Source organism: Erythrobacter sp. SG61-1L, from assembly GCF_001305965.1.
GTDB lineage: Bacteria > Pseudomonadota > Alphaproteobacteria > Sphingomonadales > Sphingomonadaceae > Andeanibacterium.
Window position 1 is genome coordinate 502054 of the sequence record NZ_JXQC01000003.1, and the last position, 23366, is coordinate 525419.

Genomic DNA, 23366 nt, shown 5'->3' on the forward strand with positions numbered 1-23366 from the left:
TTACAGCGCCAGCCCGCCGTCGCTGGAAAGCACTACGCCGGTGATGTTCGCGGCTTGCGCCGAAAGGAGGAAGCCGATGGTGGCGGCAATCTCATCTGGCGTGGCGAAGCGTTTCAGCGGGGTGCCGCTGGCAAAACCGGCAATCGCCGCATCGCGGCCCATATCGGCGGCCATGGCGCGGAAATTGGCGTCGCTGTCCCAGATCGGCGTATCGACCCCGCCCGGCGCGATGGCATTGACGCGGATGCCCGCGCCTGCATTCTCCAGCGCGGCGATCTTCGCCAGATGGGCGAGGGCGGCCTTGCTCGAGCCGTAGGCGCCGGTTCCCGCCATCGGCTTCACTCCGGTGACAGAGGATAGCAGCACCACGCCGCCGCCATTCCCGCCCTTGGCGATCAGCCGCAGGGCAGTGGCGAGCGTGAGGAAGGCCCCATCCAGATTGACGGACATGATCCGCCGCCATTGTTCGAAACTCTCTTCGGCAATCGGCGCGCCTGCCGCGATCCCGGCATTGACCACTGCGTGATCCAGCCTGCCGATCTGCGGTTCCAGCGCCTGCCAGAAGGCAGGATCGGACACATCGCCCGCATGGCGTTCGACCACGCAGGAAAGCTCCAGCGCGTTCAGCCCGTCCGCATCGCGATCGACCAGTATAAGCCGTTCAATGCCCTGTGCATCGAGCCAGCGGGCGCTGGCCGCGCCAATCCCCGATGCGGTGCCGGTTACAAGGGCGGTCATGCCTGTGAAATTTGCTGTCATGCGGGGTGGTTAGGGACTCCTGCCCATCTTGTCGATGGCGGGGGGAATGCTGCAGGAAGTGTGCAGCATTTGGGCGCGTGGCCCAAGCGGCTGCGGAAAAAGGGGTTAGGGGTGCGGCAATTCTTTGTAGCGGCGGCGGCGATGGCGGCCTGCGTGCTTGCTCAGCCTGTTGGCGCGCAGGAACTGGCCATCGCGCCGGTTTATGACGCGCGGACGATCACTGACCTCGATAAGGGGCGCGATGCGGAATATCGGGCAATCCTCTCACTGCTGGAACGGTGGGGGCTGGTGGGCGTGGCCTATGCCGACAACAAAGTGCAGCCCGCCGTGGCCATCACGCGTGGGGAGGCTGCGGTGTTGCTGTCCAACGCGCTGGACACTGCCCGCACCGCGATCTTCACCGTGCAGGAATCCTATAATGGCTCCATGCCAGCAGCGATGGCCGCCCGGTTCGACGCGCTTTCCGCCAGCTATATTCCGACACAGGGCTGCGGCGTGGTGGACGAGGATATGTCCACCGCATCCGCTCCGACGACGCAGATGGGGCAGGCGGCAGAGCGGCTGGCAGTGGCCAATGAAGTCGGCGGTCTGGCTGCATCGCCGCAGGATTTCGGCTATTCCGAATTGCTCGAATGGGGCGTTGCGGTGCGCTGCCTGCCGATGGCAGACAAGGGAGCGCAGCCGCTGGCTAACTCGGAAGGCGAGCCGATGGAGGCAGAGATGCCGATCACACGCGGCGACTATCTCGTCCTGATGGACCGGGCCTTGGCCAGCTTTTACGACGCGCTGCAGGATGCCGAACTGAGCGACTGACGCGGTTTATGCAGCGTCGTTGTCGATCCCCAGATCGCTGAGCTTGCGGTAGAGGGTCGAGCGGCCGATGCCCAGGCGGCGGGCCACTTCGGTCATGCGGCCGCGGTAATGGCCGATGGCGAGGCGGATCACGTCGGCCTCGATCTCTTCCAGCGGGCGCAGATTGCCGTCTTCCGTATAGAGCTGGACGCCCGCGCTTTCGTGCGCGTGCTTGTCCGGCATGTCGCGGATTTCGCCGATCAGTTCCAGCAGTTGCGGGAAATCGTCCGAAGTCAGTGCATCGCCATCGCAGAACACGGCGGCGCGGAACAATACGGCCTGCAACTGGCGGACATTGCCCGGCCAGTCATAGGCGCCCAGCAAGGCCAGCGCGCCATCGGTAATGCCCAGCGGGCGCAGGCCCGGCTGTTCGCCGATGCGGCCGAGGAAATAGCGGGTTAGGCCCGGAATATCGCCTGCCCGCTCGCGCAAGGGCGGCAGGACGATGCGGGTCGCGGCGAGCGCATCATACAGATCGCGGCGGAAGGCGCCGGCATCCACCAGTTCGGCCAGCGGGAAATTGCTCGCGGCGATCAGGCGAATATCGATGCGGAAACTGTGGCGTGCACCCACCGGGCGGATTGAGCCGGCGGCAATCGCTTCGGCCAGCCTTTCCTGCAGAGCGGGGGACAGACGGTCCACCTCGTCCAGCACGATGGTGCCGCCGTCGCAATGTTGCAGAGCGCCGATCTGCCGGTCGAAAGCGCCGGGGAAGGCTCCCTTTTCATGGCCGAACAGCACGGATTCAATGGAATTGGCCGGAATGCCGCCAATGTTCACGATGCGGAACGGTGCCTTGGCGCGCGGGCTGGCCGCATGCATCGCACGCACCAGCATTTCCTTGCCGGTGCCGCTTTCGCCTTCGATCAGCACGTTGCCGTGGCCACGCGCCGCCTTGGCCGCCTTGGCCAACGCGGTGCGGAACGTGGGGGCCGCGCCGATCATCGAATCGAAGTCGAGCGAAGCGGGCATCTTTTCGGTGAGCGGTTGAAGCTCGTCCTTGGGCGTTTCGCGCGTGGTGGCGCTGCGCAGGGCGAGCATCAGCCTGTCGGGCGCGACCGGCTTTACCAGATAATCGGTCGCCCCGGCGCGCATGGCTTCCACCGCCAGAAGCGGCGAGGCACTGGCCGTCAGCATCAGGATCGGCAGGGCGGGGCGGCGTTCCTTCAGTTCGGCGATCAGCGAGCAGGCATCGTCACCCGGCACCCACTGGTCCAGGATGATGGCGGAAAGCTGCATTCCCTCGCGCGTGCCGAGCGTGGCAATCGCAGTCTCCGAATCCTTGACGACGAGCGTCCTCCAGCCCTCGCGCGCGGCAAGGGCAGAGATCAGCCTGCTTTGCGCAGGCTCATCGTCAATCAGCATCAAGAGGCGCTGTTCAGGCTCCGCCATTTTCCCCAACTGTCCCTAACTGGTACGGAATCGGAAGTAGCCGGGGCAGGTAAAGACCTGATTAAGGCTAATCGCCGGAAACGGCCTCTATCCGTTTCGGACCGAATTGCCGCCGCTCAGGCGCGGCGGTGGATGCCATTGCGCGAGGCACTTGAGCGCCGGCGCATAGGACGCTAGACCGCACTGAAATCAAATGCGGCCCCATGGGCCGGTTGCGACATCTCAGAGGAATTCCATGGCTTCGGCAAACGATATGCAGGCGGCGCAAAAGACCTATGATGGCTTTATCACGCTGGTGAAGTTCACGACCCCGGTGGTCGTGGCGATCGCTGCCCTGGTGGTGATCCTGATCTCAAGCTGACCGGTTTCTAAGGGGGAGGGGCCAATGCGGATCGCAATTCTTAAAGAGCGAGCCGCTGGCGAAACCCGCGTCTCGGCAACTCCCGAAACGGTTCGTAAATTCATCGCATTGGGCGCCGCGCTCTCGGTCGAATCCGGGGCGGGGCTTTCTGCGTCCATTGCTGACGCTGCTTATGCCGAGGCCGGGGCCGAAGTGCTGCCGGAAGGGCAGGCGGTGAAGGATGCGGACATCGTGTTGGCGGTGCAAGGCCCAGATCCGGCGACGCTGGCGGGCGCGAAGCCGGGCGTGTGGCTGGCCGCCGTGCTCGATCCCTTCGGCCAGCGGGCGCGAGTGGACTCCTACGCCAGTGCCGGGATCGAGGCGCTGGCGATGGAATTCATCCCGCGCATTACCCGCGCGCAGAGCATGGACGTGCTTTCCAGCCAGTCCAACCTTGCCGGCTACAAGGCAGTGATCGCCGCGGCCGACACTTATGGCCGCGCCTTCCCGATGATGATGACGGCCGCGGGCACTATCACCGCCGCGCGCGTTTTCGTGATGGGGGTGGGTGTTGCAGGGCTGCAGGCCATTGCCACGGCGCGCAGGCTGGGTGCGCAGGTTTCCGCCACCGATGTGCGTTCCGCGACCAGGGAACAGATCGAAAGCCTTGGCGCCAAGCCGGTCTTCGTTGACAAGGTTGCCGGGATCGAAGGCGAAGGCGCGGGCGGTTATGCGACGGAGATGAGCGAGGAATACCAGAAGGCGCAGGCCGAGCTGGTATCCAGCCATATCGCGAAGCAGGACATCGTCATCACCACTGCCCTGATCCCGGGCCGCGCCGCGCCGCGCCTCGTTTCCGACGCGCAGATCGCCAGCATGAAGCCGGGCAGCGTGATCTTCGATCTGGCCGTGGCGCAGGGCGGCAATGTCGAAGGTTCCGTGGCCGATGAAGTGATCGAGCGGCACGGGGTAAAGATCATGGGCTTTTCCAACACGCCCGCCCATCTGCCAGCTGACGCCTCCGCGCTCTACGCGCGCAACCTCTATAATTTCCTCTCCGCTTTCTGGGACAAGGAGCAGGGCAGGCCGGTTCTGGATGAAGAGATCGGCAATGCCGTGCGGCTGACGCAGGGCGGCAAGGTTGTGAATGAAAGGCTTTTGGGATGAAGGTGATTTTCGCGTCGATGGCCATGGCGGCCTCGACCATCGCGATACCGGTTCACGCGGCGGACAAGGCGCCGGAACTGGGCCATTGGATGGTGGCGATTTCAGTTGCGGATATGGACGCGGAAACCGCCTTCTATGTCGACAAGCTGGGCTTCAAGGTGGAGCTGGACACCACCTTCGGCCCCGGCATTCCGGTGCGCTGGCTGGTGAGCGGGAATGAGCGGATCGAACTGCTGAAGATCAAGGATTCCCAGCCTGCTCCGGCCAAGCCTGCCCCTCCGGGACATGCGGCTGTGCAGGGCTTTTCCCAGATCACCTTTTCCACCACCGACATAGAGGCGACTAAGGCCGCACTGGCAGCCAAGGGCCTTACGCCCGCGCTCGACATAACCGAAGTCGCGCCATTGGGCGTGAAGGTGATGTATTACACCGATCCCGAAGGGAACGCGGTGGAGATCGCGCAGAAGGTCGGCGGGTGAATGGTGGGCGGCACGATCCTCCCCTGAAAGGGGAGGGGGACCGTCCGCAGGACGGTGGTGGGGGCTTTCCTCACCTGCAACGCCCGGTCGTCTATCGGGCCCGGAAACTCCGCCGCGAGATGACTTTGCCGGAACGGATGCTGTGGCTGGCGCTTCGCGTCCGCCCGGAAGGGTTGCGGTTCCGGCGACAGCATCCGATCGGCCCATATGTCGTCGATTTCTGCTGCCTGTCCGCACGGCTCGTGGTCGAGGTGGATGGTAAAGCCCATGATGTGGGATGCGCCCCGGAGAATGACCGTGGTCGCGATGAGTTCTTGCAAGAAAACGGGTTCAGGGTGCTGCGGGTTTCGGCGCAGCGCGTGTTGGCGGACGTTGGCGGCACAGCCGAAGCGATCGTTGCGCGTGCGGTGAACCCCCTCCACCGTCCTGCGGACGGTCCCCCTCCCCGTGCCGGGGAGGCTGCCTAGTGGACTTCATTTCAATCCTCTCGATTTTCGTGCTGGCCTGTTTTGTAGGTTATTACGTGGTCTGGTCGGTCACTCCGGCATTGCACACGCCCTTGATGGCGGTGACCAATGCGATCTCCTCAGTCATCATCGTTGGCGCGCTGATCGCGGCGGCGGCGAGCGGTAGCGCGGGAGCCAAGTGGCTGGGCCTGATCGCGGTCGTGCTGGCCAGCGTGAACATCTTCGGCGGCTTCGCGGTGACGGAGCGGATGCTGGCGATGTACAAGAAGAAGGAGCGCAAATGATGGTCGCTCCTCTGGAAATCCCGATCGAGATTCCTGCCGAGGCATTTCCGCCCGAAGCTGCCGCGCATTCGGTGAACCCCTGGGTGGCTCTGGCCTATCTGGTGGCGGGCGTGTGCTTCATCCTTGCTTTGCGTGGTCTCAGCTCACCGGCAACCAGCCGGGCGGGCAACCGCTATGGCATGGCGGGCATGCTCATCGCGGTGGTGACGACGCTGGTGACGCATGAGATTGCCAGCCTGCCGGAGATTGTCGGCGCGATCGCAATCGGCGGGGCCATCGGCTTCGTGATTGCCCGCCGGATCGCGATGACGGCGATGCCGCAGCTCGTCGCGGCTTTTCACTCTCTGGTGGGCCTCGCGGCGGTGCTGGTTGCAGTCGCGGCGTTCCTCAATCCCGATGCTTTCGGCATTCTCGGCGCAGACGGGAATATCCTGACCGTCAGCCGCATCGAGATGGCGCTGGGTGCCGCGATTGGCGCGATCACCTTCTCAGGCTCGGTCATCGCCTTCGCCAAATTGAACGGCAATATGTCGGGTTCGCCCATCCTGCTGCCGGGGCGGCATCTGATCAATCTGGGCACGCTGGCGGCGATCCTTGCGATGACTGCCGGGTTCGCCATTTCCGCTAATGCCGGGCCGGGCGAACATCCGATCTTCTGGGTGCTGCTGGCGGCCAGCTTTGCCATCGGCTTCCTGCTGATCATCCCCATCGGCGGGGCGGACATGCCGGTGGTCGTTTCCATGCTGAATTCCTATTCCGGCTGGGCGGCGGCGGCGATGGGCTTCACGCTGCACAACACCGCGATGATCGTCACCGGCGCGCTGGTCGGCTCTTCGGGCGCCATCCTCAGCTACATCATGTGCCGGGCGATGAACCGCAGCTTCATCAGCGTGATCGCGGGAGGCTTCGGTGCAGAGAGCGGCGGGGGCGATGCGGGTGCGGCCAAGACGGACCGCCCGTGGAAGCGTGGCAGTGCCGAAGATGCTGCCTTTCTGCTGAAAGAGGCGGGGCAGGTCATCATCATTCCCGGCTATGGCATGGCCGTGGCACAGGCCCAGCACGTGCTGCGCGAGATGGGCGATCTGCTGAAGGAACACGGGGTTACTGTGAAATACGCCATCCACCCCGTGGCTGGCCGCATGCCCGGCCATATGAACGTGCTGCTGGCCGAGGCGAACGTCCCCTATGACGAAGTGTTCGAGTTGGAGGACATCAACAGCGAGTTTGCGCAGACGGACGTGGCCTTCATTATCGGCGCGAATGACGTGGTGAACCCGGCTGCCAAGAGCGACAAGGGCAGCCCCATCTATGGCATGCCGGTGTTCGATGTGGAGAAGGCCAAGACCATCTTCTTCATCAAGCGCAGCATGGGCGGGGTGGGCTATGCCGGCGTGGACAACGATGTGTTCTATATGGACCAGACCATGATGCTGCTGGGCGATGCCAAGAAGATGGTCGAGGAAATCGTCAAGGCGCTCTGAACGACAGGTTCCAGTTCCAGACAGGCACCATTTCCTGACAGGCCCATTTCCTGACAGGCTTTGTCATTAGGCTCCCGGCGGGGCTGGGCGTATTTTCGCGCCATCCGCCACGGGGGTGTTCATGCGGTATTGGCCTGTCCTTGCACTGTTGCTGGGTTCGCTCTTTCTCATGGGCGCCAGCAAGTTTCCTTCGGCCTATGACGGCTACAAGGAAGCCTATGTGTTTGACGGCAAGCAGCTCTATCCCGTCACGCTGTATGGCATTGCCCGCAATTGGGAGGCGGATTGCCGCTCTGGCAAGGCCGTGCAGTGCCAGCGCCTGGGCGATGCGCTGTTTGAAGGGCAGGGCGACCTCAAGGTAGAACCGCGCGCCGCCATGGGCTTCTGGCTGATGGCGTGCGACCGGGGCCATGCGCCCGGCTGCAGCAAGGCCGCACAGGCAATAGAGGCTGGCACCACCAATTATCCCGCCAATCCCGTGCTGGCGCTGCAGACTGCCGAGAAGGGCTGCCTGCTGAAGGATACCACCAGCTGCGCCTCTGCCGCACTGCATTATTATCGCGGCGATGTCGCGCAGCAGGATCGCGCGCGGGCGCTGCAATTGTGGGACACCGGCTGCGGCGCGAAGGATGAGGAAGCCTGCCGGATGAAGGCGGGCGCGCTCTATTACGACAGCGGCGAGGATGCCGCGCGGGCACAGGCCGTGGAACTCTATCGCGCGGGGTGCGACCGCAAGCAGGGCTGGGGCTGCTCGGGTTATGCCGATGCGCTGGCCAGCGGTGTGGGCGTCGCGCGCGATGACAAGGCGGCCTTTGCCGCCGGGCGCACCGGTTGCCTTGAGGCGAAGGGCGATACTGTGCTGGCCTGCGCCGTCTACGCGCGGTTCCTTGGCAATTCGGACGAGCCGGAAGATGTGAAGCGCGCCAGCAACCTGCTGACCCGGGCCTGCCTCGCCAAAATTGCCGAAGCCTGCAACGATGCGGGCCTGCTGGCGGAACGCGATCCGCCGGGCAGCGGCTTTGCCGAATGGGAAGTGGCGCTGTCTTTCCGCGATGGGTGCGATTTGTCCCACGCCGCGTCCTGCGCCAATCTGGCGCGGCTCTATTTCGAAGGGGGTGACCGGATCAAGGTGAACCTCAAGCGCGCCGTCGCCCTCTATGACAAGGCCTGCGCGCTGGGTGACCGCCCGGCCTGCAATCAGATCGAACAGATGGGCAGCATGGCAACCAATGCCCGCAATGCGAAGCCTGCGGTCGATCCAGCCGCACCCAGCGACGTGCAACTGGCAAGGGCCGTAGAACTGGCGAAAGTGGGCAGGGGCAACGATGCCTTCGAAGCAGTCGCCCGGTTGATGGAGGAGGCCGATGCCGATGCCGAATGGCTGCTCGGCGGGTGGTTCTATTACGGCTATGCCGGGGTGGTCGATACGCCGGACAAGCGCAACGGCCTCATCCTGATGGAGAATGCCGCACGGCAGGGCCATATCGAGGCGCTGAAATGGGTCGGCATGGCCTATTGGGAAGGCGACGGCGTCAGCGTCGATCAGGACAAGGCGCTGGGTTACATGGGCTATGCCGCCGGGCGCGGAGACGAGATGGCGGAAGCCATCTGGCGTTCGATGAAGCTGGAACCGGTCCGCCAGGAAAATGCCCGCCGGGCCAGGGAAATGGCGGAAGCGGCAGAGCGGCGGAAGAACGATTTCTGGGCCAATTTCAGTGCCGCTGCGGCGGCCTGGGCCACATCCAGCAGCAATTATGCCAGCTCTTATTCCTCAAGTTCCAGCTCAAGCTGGCAATCGCTGTCCAACATTCAGGCCCAGCATAACTGGAACAATTACATCAACTACATGCAGGGCTACACCACCGCCTGCGTGTCCTCCAATCCCTATTGCTGAGACCGAAAGGAGCCGCCCATGCCGGCGAACATGCGTATGATCCTTCAGCTTGCCGCAGGTTCCGCACTTGCCGCGCAGGGCGTGGCCCCGGCCTTTGCCGAAACCGTCAACGCCACGATCAATGTCGGCACGAATGAACGCAACGGCGTATGCTACATCTATCTGCCGCGCGACGACGGGATGGAGCTGGAAATCAGCGTTCGGGCGGAAGACACCAACGTCAACCTGAAGGTGGCCAACATCCCTTCGGAATGGGTGGATGAGGGCGAGGGGCAGGATGTGCCGATCTCCATCAAGCCGAACAAGGGCAAGGCCTTCACCAGCGATCACGGCGAATATGTCGCCGGGATCACCTATCGCATTCAGGGCTGGAACGATGAATCCGGCAAGGGCAGCGAATTGCTCAGCGCATTGAAGGGCGGCAAGACTTTCACGGTGGAATTCGGCGGCCGCAAGGCGGGGGCATTCGAGATCCAGCAGGCATCCGGCGACATGTTCAAGGACTATGCCTATAACTTCATGAAGCGCTGCATCGGCAATAACGGCGGCGCCACGGATTTCTGACCTTTCAGAGGCCGGACGGATCGATACTGCGATAAGGATGCGACACAGCCTTAACCAATCCGGGTAAGGCGGTGCCAAGCCTGTTGCCGCCTTTATCGGCGGCAATTATTCGGGCCTATCGCAGTCAAGGGATTCGTTAGTGCGCAAGCTCGGCCTAATCGGCGGGATGAGCTGGATTTCCACCAGCACCTATTACGATCGGATCAATCGCTATGTGCGGGCCCGCGTGCGGGCGCCAGCAAGCGCGCCCTTGTTATTGGAGAGTCTGGACTTTTCGCTCGTCTATCGGGTGACCGAGGATGAAGGCTGGGAAGAAGCGGCCAGGATCGTGACTGCGTCGGCGCAAAGGCTGGAACAGGCAGGCGCCGGGGCCTTGGTGATCTGCGCCAATTCCATGCACAAGGTGTATAATGAAGTGGCGGCCTCTGTCGGCATTCCCATCTTCCACATCGCCGAATGCGTCGGTGAGAAGATGAAGGCCGATGGCGTGACCACCGCCGCCCTGTTCGGCACGCGGAACGTCATGACCGAAAGCTTCTATCGCAAGCGTCTGGTCGCCCACGGAGTGGACCTGTTGCCGCCCGACATGGACTATGTCGAGCAGCTGGACCGGATCATTTATGACGAGCTGATGCTGGGCAAGGTGACGCGCGATGCCCAGCGCAAGCTGAAAACCATGATTACAGTGAAGGAACAGGCCGGGGCCAAGGCCATCGTGCTGGCCTGCACCGAGCTGGATATGGTGGTGGACATCGATGCGAATGTCCTGCCCATCTATGACAGCCTGAAAATCCATGCCGAAAAAGCGGCGGAATGGATTCTGGGCGCGGGCTGACGCTTAGGGAAAATGCGGCGCCGCTTGCCATAGCGGCGCGGCTTTCCTAACCCGCGCGCACATGCACGGCACATCCCCTCTGCGCGCGTCCTACGCCAGCGATCCGTTCAATTCGCGTGGGCGCGAATTTGCGGAAGAACGCGCCGGTGCGCGCGGCCCCCGCAATGAATTCCAGCGTGACCGCGATCGGATCATCCATTCGATCGCCTTCCGGCGCCTGCGCCACAAGACGCAGGTGTTCATCGCGCCCGATGGCGACCATTATCGCGTCCGCCTGACTCACAGCCTGGAAGTGGCCCAGATCGGCCGGGTGATCGCCCGCGCGCTGGGTCTGGACGAGGATCTGACGGAGGCCCTGTGCCTTGCGCATGACATCGGCCATCCACCCTTCGGCCATGCGGGGGAAGATGCGCTGAACGCCGCGCTGGAACGGCATGGCGGGTTCGATCACAATGCCCAGTCGCTACGCACGCTGATGCGGCTGGAAAGCCCCTATTGCGGGCATGAAGGGCTGAACCTCACCTGGGAAACGCTGGAAGGGTTGGCCAAACATAATGGCCCGATCACCGCGCCCGGCTGGGCGATGGCGGAAATCGACGCGGCCTTTCCGCTGGACCTCCACAGCTGGCCCTCGCTCGAAGCGCAAGTGGCCGCGCTGGCGGACGATATCGCCTATGACAATCACGACATTGACGATGGGCTGCGCGCCGGTTTCCTGACGCTGGACGATCTGCTGGAGCTGGATTTTCTGGCGGATCAGTGGCGCGAGGTGGAACGCCGTTTCCCTGGCGCCCCGCGCGACCGGCAATTGCGCGAACTGGTTCGCACCCAGATCGGCCTGATGGTGAACGATCTGCTGGATCAGACCCGCGCCAATCTGGCCGGGTTCGAAACAGTGGCCGAAATCCGTGCGGCCGGCAGGGCGCTGGCGGCGTTTTCGCCTGGATTTGCGGGTAAAGAGCGACGGCTGAAGAAGTTCATGTATCAGCGGCTTTATTACCACCCCGAGCAGATCGCCACGGCCGAACGCTCGCGCGAAGTGATTGCCCGGTTGTTTGCTGCCTATTCGCAGCAGCCTGATCTGCTGGCGGAAGGCTGGCGCGAGGCCCTGCCGGAGCAGGAGCCGCAGCGCAGCCGCCATATTGCGGATTTCATCGCCGGCATGACCGACCGTTATGCCATCGACCAATATGCGAAGATCTTCGGCAAGGTGCCGGAAGGGCTATCTAATGTCTGAGCGGCCAATGTGTGAGCGGGCCAATGTCTGATCCGGTGAAGCTCACGCTCGTCGGCGCGACCGGGCTTGTCGGCCGCGCGGTGATGGAAGAACTGGTCGGCCGATCCGATTTCCGTCTGACTGCCATGGCCCGGCGCGAGGTTCCGCTGCCCAAGGGCGCGCGGATGGAAATGCGGCTGGCCCCGGTGGAACAATGGGGCGAAGTGCTGAACACGATCCGCCCGCAAGTGGTTGTCTGCGCGCTGGGCACAACCTGGCGCAAGGCCGGGCGGGAGGAGGATGCTTTCCGCGAGGTCGATTATTCGCTGGTGCTGGACGTTGCCCGCGCCGCGAAGGAAGCCGGGGCGTGGCATTTCATTTTCGTCTCTTCCGTCGGCGCCAATTCGGCGGCCAAGAACTTCTACCTGCGGGTGAAGGGCGAAACGGAAAACGCGCTGGCCAAGCTGCATTTCAAGCGATTGGACATCCTGCGGCCCGGCCTGCTGCGCGGTGCGCGGCATGGCGACATGCGCCCGGCCGAAGGGCTGGGGCGGCTGGCCAGCCCGCTGACCGATCTTCTGCTGCAAGGGTCTTACCGCAAATATCGCTCCATCTCCGCCCACCGCCTGTCACAGGCGATCCTCGCGCTGGCGCGGGAAAAGGCAGGCGGGCGCTTCGTGCATGAGCATGACGGGCTGATGCGCGCGATCCATCGCTATGAGTTGAAAGACCAGCAGGAACAGGCCTGAGAACACGCCCCATGAAACAGACCGCACCCGCCGCCGCCCGCAATCGCGATCCCATTGCCGAAGTGCTGCGTGGGGAGCTGCCGGAACAGGGCACGGTGCTGGAAATTGCGGCGGGCACGGGCGAACATGCGGTGCATTTCGCAGCGGCCTTCCCGGCGCTGCATTGGCAGCCGACCGACCCGGACCTCTCCGCGCTGCAATCCATCGCCGCATGGCGGGAAGAAGCTGGCCTGCCGAATTTGCGCGCACCGCTGGCGCTGGATGCCGCATCCGCCGACTGGCCGGTTAGCGCCGCCGATGCCGTGGTGTGCATCAACATGATCCATATCAGCCCCTGGGCTTCCGCTGAGGGGCTGTTTGCAGGCGCGGCGCGGCTGCTGGGGCAGGGCGCCCCATTGGTGCTCTATGGCCCTTATCTGGAAGATGGGGTGGAGACTGCGCCGTCCAACATCGCCTTCGATCACTGGCTGAAGGAAAAGGACGCCCGCTTCGGCATCCGCCGGATCGAGGATGTGGACGCGCTGGCGGCAAGGAACGGCTTTGCCCGCACCAGCCGCGTGGAAATGCCGGCCAACAACCTCACGCTTACCTACCGCAAGCGCTAAAGGCGGGCCGGCTTTGACCGGCGCTTACTTGTTGATCGCCTCTTCGCCCGTCTGGCCGACGGATTCGATGTCGCGACCCAGGCCCTTCACCGTGTTGCAGGCAGAGGCGGTCAGCGCGATGGCGGCAAGGCCGGTGGCGATAACCAGTTTGCGAAGCATGTCGTGTATTCCTTTTGCGGTTCTGGCCGAAGTCTATCGCTCCGGCCGGATTGATGAAAGATGACTAAAGGGCGGCCTCTTTTTCGGCCAGCCGTGCGGCTTCCAGCCTCTGGCGGTGCAAATGGTGTTCGCGCCAGGCGATCACCAGCCCGGCCGCGATGATCATCGGCGCACCCAGCCATGTGGCTGTTGGGGGGAGCTGGTCCCAGATCAGCCAGCCGTAAAGCGTGGCCCAGATCAGCGAGGAATAATCCATCACGATCACGCTGGCCACGGCGCCATAGCGCAGGGCCGCCGTCAGCAGCAGCTGGCCCACCGTGCCGACCACGCCGATGCCCGCCAGCAAGGCCCATGTCGTCGCATCATGCGCCTTGCCTACGAAGGGCAGGAACAGGGCGGCGACCGGCGTGCTGAAGGCGGCGAACCAGAACACGATGGTCAGCGGCTTTTCCGTGCGGTTGAGGTCCGCCACCTGAATGGAGATCAGTGCGATCATGAAGGCCGCGCCCAGCGCCACCGCGGCGCCCAGCGGCTGGATATGTCCGCTGCCGGGCTGGGCGATCACGATCACGCCGATGAAGCCCAGCGCCACGGCGGTGGAGCGATAGATGCCCACCTTCTCCTTCAGCAGGATAACGGAGAGGATCACCGCGAAGATCGGCGCGGTGAAGCCGAAGGTGGTCGCTTCCGCCAGCGGCAGCATGATGAAGGCGCTGAAATTCAGCACCATGCCGATGGTGCCGTAAATGCCGCGCACGGCGTGGGTTCCGGGGCGATGAGTGCCCAGTTGGGCCAGCCCGCCGGTCGCCATGGCCCATGCCAGAATGATGGGAATGGTCAGCCCCTGCCGCCAGAACATGATTTCGGCGAGATGGACGCCATGCGCGGAGGCGAGCTTCACCAGCGCGGTCATGGTGGAGATCGCCGCGATCGCACCCAGCCTGATGAGCAGCGCCAGCAGCGGGCGATGCGGCGGAAGGGATGCTGGGCTGGCGGGGGCAGAGGGCATGTGCATCCGCCTTAGCCGCACTGGGCCGCCGATCAAGCCCGCGTTGCGGCTTGCCGCAGGGCAGACCCGCGCCCATATGGCCCGCACCATGCTGCATGAGCCTGATGCCCTGCGTTTCGCCAGCGACGCCACCCTGTTCGCCCTGTGGGGCGGGGCCTTGCTGTTGCTGGCGCTTGTCGCGATGTGGGCAGACATCCGTCGCGCCAAGCGCAAGCACATCGACAAGGTCGGCTGGATGCCGTGGACCAAGCTGTTCTTCGTCTGCGCACTGGTGGGCCTGACCCTGATCGGGCTGGCAGTGAAGGGCGGATAGGGCCGAGGAATGGCAGGGCGGCTTGTCTGGAGTGCTGGAAAGCCTATATTCTGAGTGAGCGCGGCGCTTGCCTGTCGCTCACCCATGGAGTGTGGATGTCCGAGCTTGTGTGATTTGGCTCTCTGAATTTCAGAGAGCCTTGTGAAACCGGAACCGCCGGATGTCGTGCATCCGGGCGTTTTTTCACGCCTTTCACACGAGACTTCCATGAATATCTCACGAAACGAACAGCGTGCGCTGCACGTTCTGGCCCTTGGCGGCCATATTCTGCATGAGCGGGGCGATGGCCCCAAGATCACTTCCGTCACCTGCTTCACCCGCGAGGGGTTGGTCCTGGCCGATTTCGACCTGACCCTCTTCAATCGGCTGCGGCGCAGGCGCCTGATCGTATCGCGATCCGGCAGCCCCTATCGCATATCGAAACGCGGCCTCGCCTCCGTGCGGGCACAACTCGACAATCGGGGGGCATGACATGCTGATCCGCAATGAAGCGCCGGGCGATGCCCCGGCCATCGCACAGGTGGTGACGGAGGCGATGCGCCTGCTGCCGCAAGCCACCGGCACCGAGGCCCGCATAGTGGACAGGCTGCGCCAAAGCGGCGCGCTCACCCTCTCGCTCGTCGCGGAGGATGGGGGCGTGGTCGTGGGCTATCTCGCTGCATCGGCGGCACGGATCGGGGAGCAAGGTGGCTGGGGGCTGATCGGCCCGCTGGCCGTTGCGCCTGAACGGCACCGGCAGGGGATCGGCTCGGCCCTGATGGCAGAAGCCATCCGCCGCTTGCGAGCGGACAGCCGGGGCGCGGCTCTGGTGGGCGATCCGGGCTATTACGGCCGGTTCGGCTTCCGGGCATTTCCCGGCCTGTTCGTGCCCGGCTGCCCGCCGGAAGTGGTGCAGGCCTTGCCCTTCGATGGAGAAGCGCCGCAGGGGGAACTGATCCACCATCCCGCCTTCGGGCTCGACCAGAAGGAATAAGGGATCAGGGCCGGGCCGCACCTTGCACGGGGCGGCCCGGCTTCGCCCCTTGCCAATCCGATCCACTCGCTGTAACTGCGCCCCGTCATCTGGGGAGTAGCCAGCCGCCGCAAGGCGGGCCTGCATGTCAACATACTTGGTCGAGAGGCCATGGTGTGCAGGGAACGGGGAACCACCGTTCGGGCGAGACCAATGGCACCGTTCCTCCGCTCGGCCGGGCGTGGGGAAGGGTGCTGTTGCTGTCTTGCTTACGCCCGGCCCCGGAGTTCTGCCTTGGAAGCCCTGCTTACATCCACCGCAGTGGTCGCTCTCGCCGAGATCGGCGACAAGACCCAATTGCTCGCCATCGTATTGGCCACCCGTTTCAGGCGGCCCGTGCCCATCATCATGGGCATTCTGGTGGCCACGCTGGCCAACCACTTCCTTGCCGCGCTGATCGGCGGGCAGGTTGCCTCGCTGCTTGACGGGCAGTGGTTCCGCTATGTCATCGCCGCATCCTTCATCGCCATGGCCGCATGGACACTGGTGCCTGACAAGCTGGACGAAGCCGAACAGAAGCCCCCGCGCTTCGGGGCATTCGTCTCCACCACCATTGCCTTCTTCCTGGTGGAAATGGGCGACAAGACGCAGGTGGCCACCATCGCCCTTGGCGCGCAGTACCAGAACGCGGTGCTCGTCACGCTCGGCACCACCATGGGCATGATGATCGCCAATGTCCCGGCGGTGTTGCTGGGCAACCAGCTGATCAAGCGCATTCCGCTGGCCACCGTGCGCATGATCGCGGCGCTGCTGTTCCTCGTGATCGGCGTCTGGGTGCTGTTGCAGACCGCGGGTTGGGTGTGATGCGGAACGCTTCATCGGGCGGACAGTTGGGGGGCTTTATGCCCCCCGCTGGAACGAGAAAGGTGATCCCCATGAAATCGCTCGCTTTGGCCAGCCTGTCGGCGCTTGCGGCCCCCTTCGGCGTCGCCGCTGCGGAGCCTTCGGAAGAACGCGGCGCCTATCGCTGCAAGGTGGAAACCATGCGCAATGTCAGCATGGCCAAGAACCTGCCGATTGCCGAGCCCGAGCGGGTGTTCGCGCTGGATCGCCTTGAGGATCGCGGCGGCCAGCTGGTGCTGGAAGAAGTGGTTGTGGACCCGCATAGCGAAAGCCTCGTCACTCACAGGATCGACCCGGCGACGGGGCATTATGAAGCGAGCGCCATGCTGTCCGACCATGCGATGGGCGAGCAGTATCAGATCGAGTCCACCGGAACCTGCGAGCGGGTTCCGGCCAGCGTGGAGAGTGAGCAATGAAGGCTTTGCCACTGGCCGCACTGGCGGGATTGCTGGCGTTGGGTGGCATTGCCCATGCCGAAGGCCAGGACGAATCCGCACTGGACGAAGGCCGCCAGATATTCCGCGATACGGGCTGCAACCAGTGCCACAAGCTGGCCGATGCCAATTCCGCTGCGACCTATGCCCCGTCACTGGATGGAAATCCGCATATGTCGCGCGAACTGGTGCTGGACCGGTTGACCAATGGGCGCGGGGACATGCCCAGCTTCACTGGCATCCTTACCGACGAACAGATCGCAACTCTGGCCGATTATGTCAGCCGCGTTGCCGTGCCTGCCGCCGGTGCCGGTAGCGATACGGGTGGCGCAGCCGCCCATTGATAGGGCATGATCGGTGCAGCCTTCGTTTGAGGAACCTGCACCGATGCCCGTGATGACCGCCATGCAGATCGACGGCCCCGGCCATCCGCCCCACCGGGTGGAACGGCCTGTGCCAAGCCCCGGCGCGGGCGAGATATTGGTGGAAGTATCGGCCTGCGGCGTGTGCCGCACGGACCTCCACGTGCTCGACGGCGAGGTGGAGGCGCATTATCCCGTCATCCCCGGCCACGAAATCGTCGGCCGGGTGGCGCAATTGGGGGAAGGGGTGACCGGCTTCTCCCTTGGCCAGCGGGTGGGCATTCCCTGGCTGGGCCATGCCTGCGGAACCTGTCCCTATTGCCGCGCGGGGCGTGAGAACCTGTGCGACAATCCACTGTTCACCGGGGCGACCCGCGATGGCGGCTATGCCACCCATGCCGTGGCCGATGCGCATTTCTGCTTCGCCTTGCCGGATCGCTTTTCCGATGTGGAGGCAGCCCCCTTGCTCTGCGCCGGGCTGATCGGCTGGCGCGCCCTGCGCATGGCAGGCGATGCGCCGGTGATCGGGCTGTATGGCTTCGGCGCGGCTGCCCATATCCTCGCCCAGATCGCCGCATGGCAGGGGCGGACGGTCTATGCCTTCACCCGCCCGGAGGATGCGGAAAGCCGTGCCTTTGCTCTCTCGCTTGGCTGCGCATGGGCTGGGGCATCCATGGATGCCCCGCCGCAGGACATGGACGCCGCGCTGATCTTCGCCCCGGTTGGCGAACTGGTGCCGGCGGCGCTCAAACACGTCCGCAAGGGCGGACGCGTGGTCTGCGCGGGCATCTATATGAGCGACATTCCCTCGTTCCCTTACGCGGATTTATGGGGCGAGCGCGAAATCCTCTCCGTCGCCAACCTCACGCGGGAAGACGGGACGAGCTTCTTCGAAGTGGCGGAAAAGGCCGATCTGCACGTGGCAACCGAGACTTTCCCTTTGGGAGAGGCGCCTTCGGCGCTGGCGAAATTACGCGCCGGGGCCTTGCAGGGCGCGGCGGTGCTGGTGCCTTGATTGAGTGCAGACTGTTTTGTGCCGCCCCATCCATTCACCTCCGCTCGTCCTGAGCCTGTCGAAGGACACGCGCTGCCGGTTGCCCCAAGACCGCACCTGAACCAGCATGGTGCACAACATCTGCTGCTTGATCTTCACAGCGGATCAAATGTTGTGCGTGTCCTTCGACAGGCTCAGGACGAGCGGGTGTTGGGCATAGAGGCATCCAGGCATCCAGGCATCTTCGGAACACAACCGAAATGGCGCGCTGCTCGATATGATGGAGAGGCCTGCCTAACCCTTTGGCCGCCGTTTCAACACCAGCAGCGCCGTAACATCTTGCAGATCTTCGGCGGACAGGACGTCCACCTTGAGCCATTTGCCGTCGCGGAAGGCTTCGGTCTCGTCGAACAGGCGTGAGAGCCGGGCGCTGAAACTGCTCCGCTGCGCCTCGAACTTCTCGCGCTCCGCCTCGCCCAACACGATGACGGCGGCAAACGAGCCATATTCGGGAAGCAGCGTGCAGAAGGCCCGGGATTTCTTGTAGCGCAGCGCCCAGCCGTGCTTCTTGCCGCCATAGATCCAGTCCGGGCTGAAGATGCCGGGATAGGTCTGGGCAATCCATGCCCGCAGGGCAGTCCAACGGGCGAAGGCATCAGCGCCGATCCAGTCCCGGACCCTCTCGTCATCCGGCACCACGGTCTTGTCGGTCAGCCGGTCTGCTGGGCGGGGTGCGGTGGCCATGCACTCTCTCCTGACGTCGGGTTCGCCGCGGAGGAGGCGCTGGTAGGCAGGGCTTGTCAAACACCTTTCCTACACGGTCGAAATCTGGCCTAACCTCGTGGATGGAACCGCGCCGGAAACGACCCTCCAAATGCCCCGCAAGGCAGCATGACGAAAAGTCACACTTCGCTGCGCGCGAAATGTCTCTGCATTGCGCCGATGCTGCAAATAAAACACGTGATTACAAAATCATGCCTCCGGCTTCGCGCAAGATGTCGAAGCCGAAGGTCACAGAGTTTCGCTGGTCGTTCCGTGTCACTTTCCCGCCAGGCAGCGGGGTGTGCAGCCTTAGAGGCAAGCCTCCAGATAGGCCTGATCGAAGCCGAACTGGCGGGCCTTTTCCAGCGTGTAGGGGCGCAGGCCCGAACTGCGGAATTCGCCCAGGATCTTCCCGTCCTCGCTCTCGTCGAGATATTCGAACTTGAAGAGTTCCTGCGTCACGATCACGTCGCCTTCCATCCCGATCACTTCCGTGATGTTGGTCGTGCGGCGCGAACCGTCGCGCAGGCGCTTTACCTGCACGATCAAATCCACCGATTCCGCGATCTGGCGGCTGATGGCTTCCTTGGGGATCTTGATGTCGCCCATCAGGATCATGTTTTCCATACGGCCAAGGCATTCACGCGGGCTGTTGGCGTGCAGGGTACACATGGAACCGTCGTGGCCGGTGTTCATGGCGGCCAGAAGGTCGAAACATTCCGCGCCACGAATTTCGCCCAGGATGATGCGGTCAGGGCGCATACGCAGGGCGTTCTTCACAAGGTCGCCGATGGTGATGGCGCCCTGGCCTTCAAGGTTCGGCGGGCGGGTTTCCAGCGGCAGCCAGTGCGGCTGCTGCAGGCGAAGTTCGGCCGCGTCTTCGATGGTCAGCACGCGCTCGCCCGGGTCGATCATCTTCGACAGGGCGTTGAGCATGGTCGTTTTACCCGAACCCGTACCGCCGGAGATGACCACATTCATGCGGCAGGCGCCCGCGATCTTCAGCGCGGTACACATCTTGTCGGACATCGAGCCGAAGTCCCGCAGCATATCGAGCGTGATCGGCTTCTCGGAAAACTTACGAATCGAGATCGCGGTGCCGCGCAGGGAGAGCGGGGGCACGATCACGTTGACGCGGCTGCCGTCCTTCAGACGGGCGTCGGCCAGCGGCGTGGTCTGGTCAACGCGGCGGCCGACCTGGTTCACGATGCGCTGCGCGATCTGGAACAGGTGCTGTTCGTCGCGGAACTGGATCGGGGCGAGCTGCAGCTTGCCCTTCTTTTCGATGTAGGTCTGGTTCGGTCCGTTGACCATGATATCGGACACGTCCGGATCGCCCAGCAGCTCTTCCAGCGGACCGAAGCCGAGCAATTCGTCGATCAGCACCTTTTCCAGCGCGAATTGTTCGCGGCGGTTGAGGGTGACCTTCAGCTCGGCCAGCACTTCCATGATGATCGGGCGGAATTCCTCGGAAAGTTCTTCCTTGGAAAGGGTGGCGGCCGCTTCCGGATCGACACGTTCGAGCAGGCGCGGGAGCACCTGTTCCTTGATCTTGTGGACGCTCGCTTCGAAGCCTTCGACCAGCGGGGAACTGTCGACAATCTGATTGGCGCGTTCCGAGAGGCGCGCCATCGCGTCGCTGGACTTGTGGCTCATCGAATGGCCGGACGGATCGCCCCCATGGCCATCGCCGGGCAAAGGTGGGAACTGATCGCCGCCGGTGGGTGCGGGCGAAGGCTTGCGATAGTCGCCGCCCTTCATCGGCTTGGCAACGCCGAAGCTCGGCCGGGCTCCGGGAGCCATGCCGCCTACGCCGTTCTTCCGTCCGAATGCACTCATTCCCCGCTCCTTGCGGCCTTTACTTTACCGATCCCGCCCCCATGCCATCGGAGCATTGTGCCAAACGGGGTCTGTCGAAGTTTGGTGAATAGATTACGAACCTTGAAATTGTCTAAATGCGGAGGGCAGGTGTTTCCGCGGTTGCGAGATAGTCTGCCGCGGGGCGCAAATGGCTGTTTTGCCTGCGGATCGCGCCGTCCCGAGCGGTTCTGAACACGACCTTCCGGCATGCCCGCTGCCGCGCCCCGCGCAATAAATTGTGGGGTCTGGCGCAAGACTGTGGGCGCCCCTATGGCAAAGTCAAAATCAGGGAGAGCCACCTCAATGTCAGCCCACCATCACGAACGCGCCGGCCTGCTATGGGCGCTTGCGGGGTTCTGTACGCTTTCCATCGGTGATGCGATCGTCAAGGGCATGGCCGGCCAATGGTCGCCTGTGGCGATGGCGGCCACGCGCTATCTCGTAGGCACGATCGGGTTGGCGATTCTCCTGGGTTCGCGTGAGGGGTGGCAGGCAATCCGGCTGCCTTCGGCAAAGCTGCAATGGTTGCGGGGGGTGGCGATCAGCTGTTCGGCAATCGGTATGTTCCTGGCGGTGTGGATCATGCCGCTGGCCGAGGCGACGACCATCGCTTTCACCCAGCCCATGATTACCGCGATGCTTGCCATGATCTTCCTGCGTGAACCGGCAAGGCCTGCCGCCTGGATTGCCACCGCCATTGCCTTTGTCGGCGTGATCATCGTGCTGCGTCCGAATTTCGAGGCATTGGGCTGGGGGGTCTTGTTCCCGCTGATCGGCGCCACGGGCATGGCGGTGACGATCATTGCGAACCGCGCGGTTTCGGGCACTGCAGGCGTGTTGGCCATGCAATATTACATGTCGGTCACGGCGATGATTTTCCTCATCGCGGCAACCACAGTCGGCCATTTCAGCGGGATCGAACGGTTCGAACTCGTCTGGCCGCATTGGAGCGTGGTGGCGCGCTGTGCCTTTATCGGCGTCAGCGCGACTTTCGCCCAATGGTTTATCTATATGGGCACGGTGAAGGCTGGCGCGGGCACCATCGCGCCGATGACGTATGGCCAGTTGCTGATGGCCGTGGGTCTCGGCTGGATTTTCTACAACGACATTCCCGATCCGGTGGCCCTGCTGGGCGCCGCGATCATCATCGGGGCCGGGCTGTTCCTGTGGTGGGACAGCCGCCGTCGTGCGCTGCGCGCGATGGCCGGGGCAAATTAGGAAAGCGGGGACTGAGTGAAGGGCAGCGAAAGATCGGGGCTGTTGATTGCACTGGCGGGCTTTGCCCTGTTCACTTGCGGCGACGCGGTGACCAAGAGCATTGCCGGTGCGTGGTCGCCCTTGGCCGTGGCGGCCCTGCGCTTCACTCTGGGCGCGCTGGTAACAGGCGTGCCGCTATATTTCCGCGAAGGGCGCTCGGCTTTCATTCCGCAGAATCCCTGGCTACAGCTGGCGCGCGGGCTTAGCCTTGGCACCGGCACGCTGGGCTTCTTCTGCGCCATCTTCCTGATGCCGTTGACCGTGGCGGTCTCCATTACCTTTGTGGCTCCGGCCATTGCCGCCCTGCTCAGCCGCCCCTTGCTGGGGGAACGGGTGCGCCCGCTCACCTGGGTTTCGGTGATCGTGGCCTTCACCGGCGTGCTGATCGTGCTGAGGCCCAATGTGCTGGCGCTGGGCTGGCCAGCCTTCCTGCCACTGCTGACTGCCCTGGGGATGAGCCTGCTGATCATTTCCAACCGCGCTTCTGCAGGGCAGGGCAGCGGGCTTTCCATGCAGTTCTTCGTGGCTGCAGGCGCCGCGGTTCTGCTGATCGTGGCCGCGCTGATCGGCAATGCCAGCGGCATCGCCATGCTGCATATCGGTTGGCCGGACTGGACGGTGATTGCGCGCGTCATCATTGTGACCGGTACCGGCACGATCGGGCACTGGATGGTCTATGTCGGCACTACGCGAGCGGGCGCCTCCACCATCGCGCCGGCGACCTATATCCAGTTGCTCGCTTCAACTACGCTGGGTTGGATATTCTTCGATAATCGCCCGGATCTGGTAACGCTGGCAGGTGCGGCCGTGATTATCTCTGCCGGGCTGTTGATGTGGTGGGATGCGCGGAGGCGTGTGAATGCTGCCCTGCGCGAGGCGAAGGCGCTGGGCGGCTGAGCCTGGCCGGACGTCGATTGGCAAGCGGGAGAGGGATTTTGCCTGAGGAGCAAGTACATCTTGCCTGCTGGCTCTGCGCCCGTCCGCTGGGCAGCGCGGTGCAGTGGCATCATACTGTGCCCAAGGCCAAAGGCGGGAGGGACACGGTGCCCGTCCATCCCATCTGCCACCGTGCGATCCATGCCAATTTCACCAATGCCCAGTTGCGCCGCATGGGCAGCGATCGCGCTGCCCTGCTGGCAAATGCGGAAGTGGCGAAATTCGTGGCCTGGGTGGCGGCCAAGCCACCCGATTTTTACGCCCCGACCCGGAAGTCTCGCTGAATTCCCTTGGATTTGCGCCAGTTTTGGATCTGCGACGGGCGGTGATTTTCCGGTGAT

The 23366-nt window shown here is 63.7% G+C and carries 29 protein-coding genes and 1 riboswitch; of the genes, 23 read left to right on the forward strand and 6 right to left on the reverse strand.

The window, feature by feature from the left end; all coding sequences use genetic code 11:
- The gene (locus SZ64_RS02575) at positions 1–759 is read right to left on the reverse strand and encodes an SDR family oxidoreductase (protein ID WP_054529399.1); all 759 of its coding nucleotides are present in this window, start codon (positions 757–759) and stop codon (positions 1–3) included.
- Positions 760–870: 111 nt separating this feature from the next.
- Between SZ64_RS02575 and SZ64_RS02580 the strand changes: the two genes are divergently transcribed.
- Positions 871–1572: a hypothetical protein gene (locus SZ64_RS02580; RefSeq protein ID WP_156313439.1), complete on the forward strand. Its 702-nt coding sequence runs from the start codon at positions 871–873 to the stop codon at positions 1570–1572.
- Positions 1573–1578: 6 nt separating this feature from the next.
- Here the strand turns inward: SZ64_RS02580 and SZ64_RS02585 are convergent, their stop codons facing one another.
- The gene (locus tag SZ64_RS02585; RefSeq protein ID WP_054529401.1) at positions 1579–3003 is read right to left on the reverse strand and encodes a sigma-54 dependent transcriptional regulator; all 1425 of its coding nucleotides are present in this window, start codon (positions 3001–3003) and stop codon (positions 1579–1581) included.
- A gap of 235 nt (positions 3004–3238) precedes the next feature.
- On the opposite strand from SZ64_RS02585, the gene SZ64_RS18125 reads away from it, so the two are divergent.
- From SZ64_RS18125 to SZ64_RS02640, 12 genes are all read left to right on the forward strand, one after another.
- Positions 3239–3364, forward strand: coding sequence for an aa3-type cytochrome c oxidase subunit IV (locus SZ64_RS18125; protein ID WP_156313441.1), 126 nt, complete (start codon positions 3239–3241; stop codon positions 3362–3364).
- Positions 3365–3388: 24 nt separating this feature from the next.
- Complete coding sequence (locus SZ64_RS02590) at positions 3389–4510, forward strand: NAD(P) transhydrogenase subunit alpha (protein ID WP_054529402.1); 1122 nt, start codon at positions 3389–3391, stop codon at positions 4508–4510.
- Positions 4507–4989 (forward strand): VOC family protein, encoded by a 483-nt coding sequence (locus SZ64_RS02595; RefSeq protein WP_054529403.1) that lies wholly within the window; start codon positions 4507–4509, stop codon positions 4987–4989. Before SZ64_RS02590 ends, SZ64_RS02595 begins: the two co-directional genes overlap by 4 nt.
- Before the next feature lie 137 nt (positions 4990–5126).
- Positions 5127–5456, forward strand: a complete 330-nt coding sequence (locus SZ64_RS02600) for an endonuclease domain-containing protein (protein ID WP_347230251.1) — start codon at positions 5127–5129, stop codon at positions 5454–5456.
- Positions 5456–5740, forward strand: a complete 285-nt coding sequence (locus SZ64_RS02605) for an NAD(P) transhydrogenase subunit alpha (protein ID WP_054529405.1) — start codon at positions 5456–5458, stop codon at positions 5738–5740. Before SZ64_RS02600 ends, SZ64_RS02605 begins: the two co-directional genes overlap by 1 nt.
- Complete coding sequence (locus SZ64_RS02610) at positions 5740–7221, forward strand: NAD(P)(+) transhydrogenase (Re/Si-specific) subunit beta (protein WP_082384703.1); 1482 nt, start codon at positions 5740–5742, stop codon at positions 7219–7221. The genes SZ64_RS02605 and SZ64_RS02610 overlap by 1 nt, the downstream gene beginning before the upstream one ends.
- 169 nt (positions 7222–7390) lie before the next feature.
- The gene (locus SZ64_RS02615) at positions 7391–9115 is read left to right on the forward strand and encodes an SEL1-like repeat protein (protein WP_162225066.1); all 1725 of its coding nucleotides are present in this window, start codon (positions 7391–7393) and stop codon (positions 9113–9115) included.
- 30 nt (positions 9116–9145) lie between these two features.
- Complete coding sequence (locus tag SZ64_RS02620; RefSeq protein ID WP_156313443.1) at positions 9146–9679, forward strand: hypothetical protein; 534 nt, start codon at positions 9146–9148, stop codon at positions 9677–9679.
- A 139-nt stretch (positions 9680–9818) separates the two neighbouring features.
- Positions 9819–10514, forward strand: coding sequence for an amino acid racemase (locus SZ64_RS02625; RefSeq protein ID WP_054529408.1), 696 nt, complete (start codon positions 9819–9821; stop codon positions 10512–10514).
- A 61-nt stretch (positions 10515–10575) separates the two neighbouring features.
- Positions 10576–11751, forward strand: a complete 1176-nt coding sequence (locus tag SZ64_RS02630; protein WP_054529409.1) for a deoxyguanosinetriphosphate triphosphohydrolase — start codon at positions 10576–10578, stop codon at positions 11749–11751.
- 23 nt (positions 11752–11774) lie between these two features.
- Complete coding sequence (locus tag SZ64_RS02635; protein WP_054529410.1) at positions 11775–12479, forward strand: NAD(P)H-binding protein; 705 nt, start codon at positions 11775–11777, stop codon at positions 12477–12479.
- An 11-nt stretch (positions 12480–12490) separates the two neighbouring features.
- Positions 12491–13084 carry a DUF938 domain-containing protein gene (locus SZ64_RS02640; protein WP_054529411.1) on the forward strand — a complete coding sequence of 198 codons (594 nt, stop codon included), beginning with the start codon at positions 12491–12493 and terminating at the stop codon, positions 13082–13084.
- A gap of 24 nt (positions 13085–13108) precedes the next feature.
- Here SZ64_RS02640 and SZ64_RS02645 read toward each other — a convergent pair whose 3' ends face one another.
- Positions 13109–13243 carry an entericidin A/B family lipoprotein gene (locus tag SZ64_RS02645; RefSeq protein WP_054529412.1) on the reverse strand — a complete coding sequence of 45 codons (135 nt, stop codon included), beginning with the start codon at positions 13241–13243 and terminating at the stop codon, positions 13109–13111.
- A 64-nt stretch (positions 13244–13307) separates the two neighbouring features.
- Entirely contained in the window at positions 13308–14252 is a 945-nt protein-coding gene (locus SZ64_RS02650) for a DMT family transporter (RefSeq protein ID WP_054529413.1), read from the reverse strand.
- Between SZ64_RS02650 and SZ64_RS02655 the strand changes: the two genes are divergently transcribed.
- The 7 genes from SZ64_RS02655 (at position 14251) to SZ64_RS02685 (ending at position 18231) form a co-directional block, all read left to right on the forward strand.
- On the forward strand, positions 14251–14565 hold the full coding sequence (locus tag SZ64_RS02655; RefSeq protein WP_241772968.1) for a hypothetical protein: 315 nt from the start codon (positions 14251–14253) through the stop codon (positions 14563–14565). The genes SZ64_RS02650 and SZ64_RS02655 overlap by 2 nt on opposite strands.
- Positions 14566–14772: 207 nt before the next feature.
- Complete coding sequence (locus tag SZ64_RS02660) at positions 14773–15036, forward strand: YjhX family toxin (RefSeq protein ID WP_082384704.1); 264 nt, start codon at positions 14773–14775, stop codon at positions 15034–15036.
- Between the two features lies 1 nt (position 15037).
- Positions 15038–15538 (forward strand): N-acetyltransferase, encoded by a 501-nt coding sequence (locus tag SZ64_RS02665; RefSeq protein WP_054529415.1) that lies wholly within the window; start codon positions 15038–15040, stop codon positions 15536–15538.
- Between the two features lie 78 nt (positions 15539–15616).
- A riboswitch (yybP-ykoY riboswitch) is annotated at positions 15617–15808 on the forward strand.
- 3 nt (positions 15809–15811) lie between these two features.
- Positions 15812–16381 carry a TMEM165/GDT1 family protein gene (locus SZ64_RS02670; protein WP_054529416.1) on the forward strand — a complete coding sequence of 190 codons (570 nt, stop codon included), beginning with the start codon at positions 15812–15814 and terminating at the stop codon, positions 16379–16381.
- Between the two features lie 71 nt (positions 16382–16452).
- Positions 16453–16836 carry a hypothetical protein gene (locus SZ64_RS02675; protein WP_054529417.1) on the forward strand — a complete coding sequence of 128 codons (384 nt, stop codon included), beginning with the start codon at positions 16453–16455 and terminating at the stop codon, positions 16834–16836.
- Positions 16833–17198: a cytochrome c gene (locus SZ64_RS02680; protein ID WP_054529418.1), complete on the forward strand. Its 366-nt coding sequence runs from the start codon at positions 16833–16835 to the stop codon at positions 17196–17198. Before SZ64_RS02675 ends, SZ64_RS02680 begins: the two co-directional genes overlap by 4 nt.
- A gap of 43 nt (positions 17199–17241) precedes the next feature.
- The gene (locus tag SZ64_RS02685; RefSeq protein ID WP_054529419.1) at positions 17242–18231 is read left to right on the forward strand and encodes a zinc-dependent alcohol dehydrogenase family protein; all 990 of its coding nucleotides are present in this window, start codon (positions 17242–17244) and stop codon (positions 18229–18231) included.
- Between the two features lie 273 nt (positions 18232–18504).
- Here the strand turns inward: SZ64_RS02685 and SZ64_RS02690 are convergent, their stop codons facing one another.
- Positions 18505–18954, reverse strand: a complete 450-nt coding sequence (locus SZ64_RS02690; RefSeq protein WP_054529420.1) for a DUF3788 domain-containing protein — start codon at positions 18952–18954, stop codon at positions 18505–18507.
- Between the two features lie 327 nt (positions 18955–19281).
- The gene (locus SZ64_RS02695) at positions 19282–20811 is read right to left on the reverse strand and encodes a CpaF family protein (RefSeq protein WP_193391506.1); all 1530 of its coding nucleotides are present in this window, start codon (positions 20809–20811) and stop codon (positions 19282–19284) included.
- Positions 20812–21135: 324 nt separating this feature from the next.
- Between SZ64_RS02695 and SZ64_RS02700 the strand changes: the two genes are divergently transcribed.
- Genes SZ64_RS02700 through SZ64_RS02710 form a run of 3 tightly spaced genes read left to right on the forward strand, consistent with a single transcriptional unit; the run spans position 21136 to position 23309 of the window.
- The gene (locus SZ64_RS02700; protein WP_054529422.1) at positions 21136–22050 is read left to right on the forward strand and encodes a DMT family transporter; all 915 of its coding nucleotides are present in this window, start codon (positions 21136–21138) and stop codon (positions 22048–22050) included.
- Between the two features lie 15 nt (positions 22051–22065).
- The gene (locus tag SZ64_RS02705; RefSeq protein ID WP_054529423.1) at positions 22066–22986 is read left to right on the forward strand and encodes a DMT family transporter; all 921 of its coding nucleotides are present in this window, start codon (positions 22066–22068) and stop codon (positions 22984–22986) included.
- Positions 22987–23021: 35 nt separating this feature from the next.
- Positions 23022–23309 carry an HNH endonuclease gene (locus SZ64_RS02710; RefSeq protein ID WP_156313692.1) on the forward strand — a complete coding sequence of 96 codons (288 nt, stop codon included), beginning with the start codon at positions 23022–23024 and terminating at the stop codon, positions 23307–23309.
- Positions 23310–23366 lie beyond the last annotated feature (57 nt).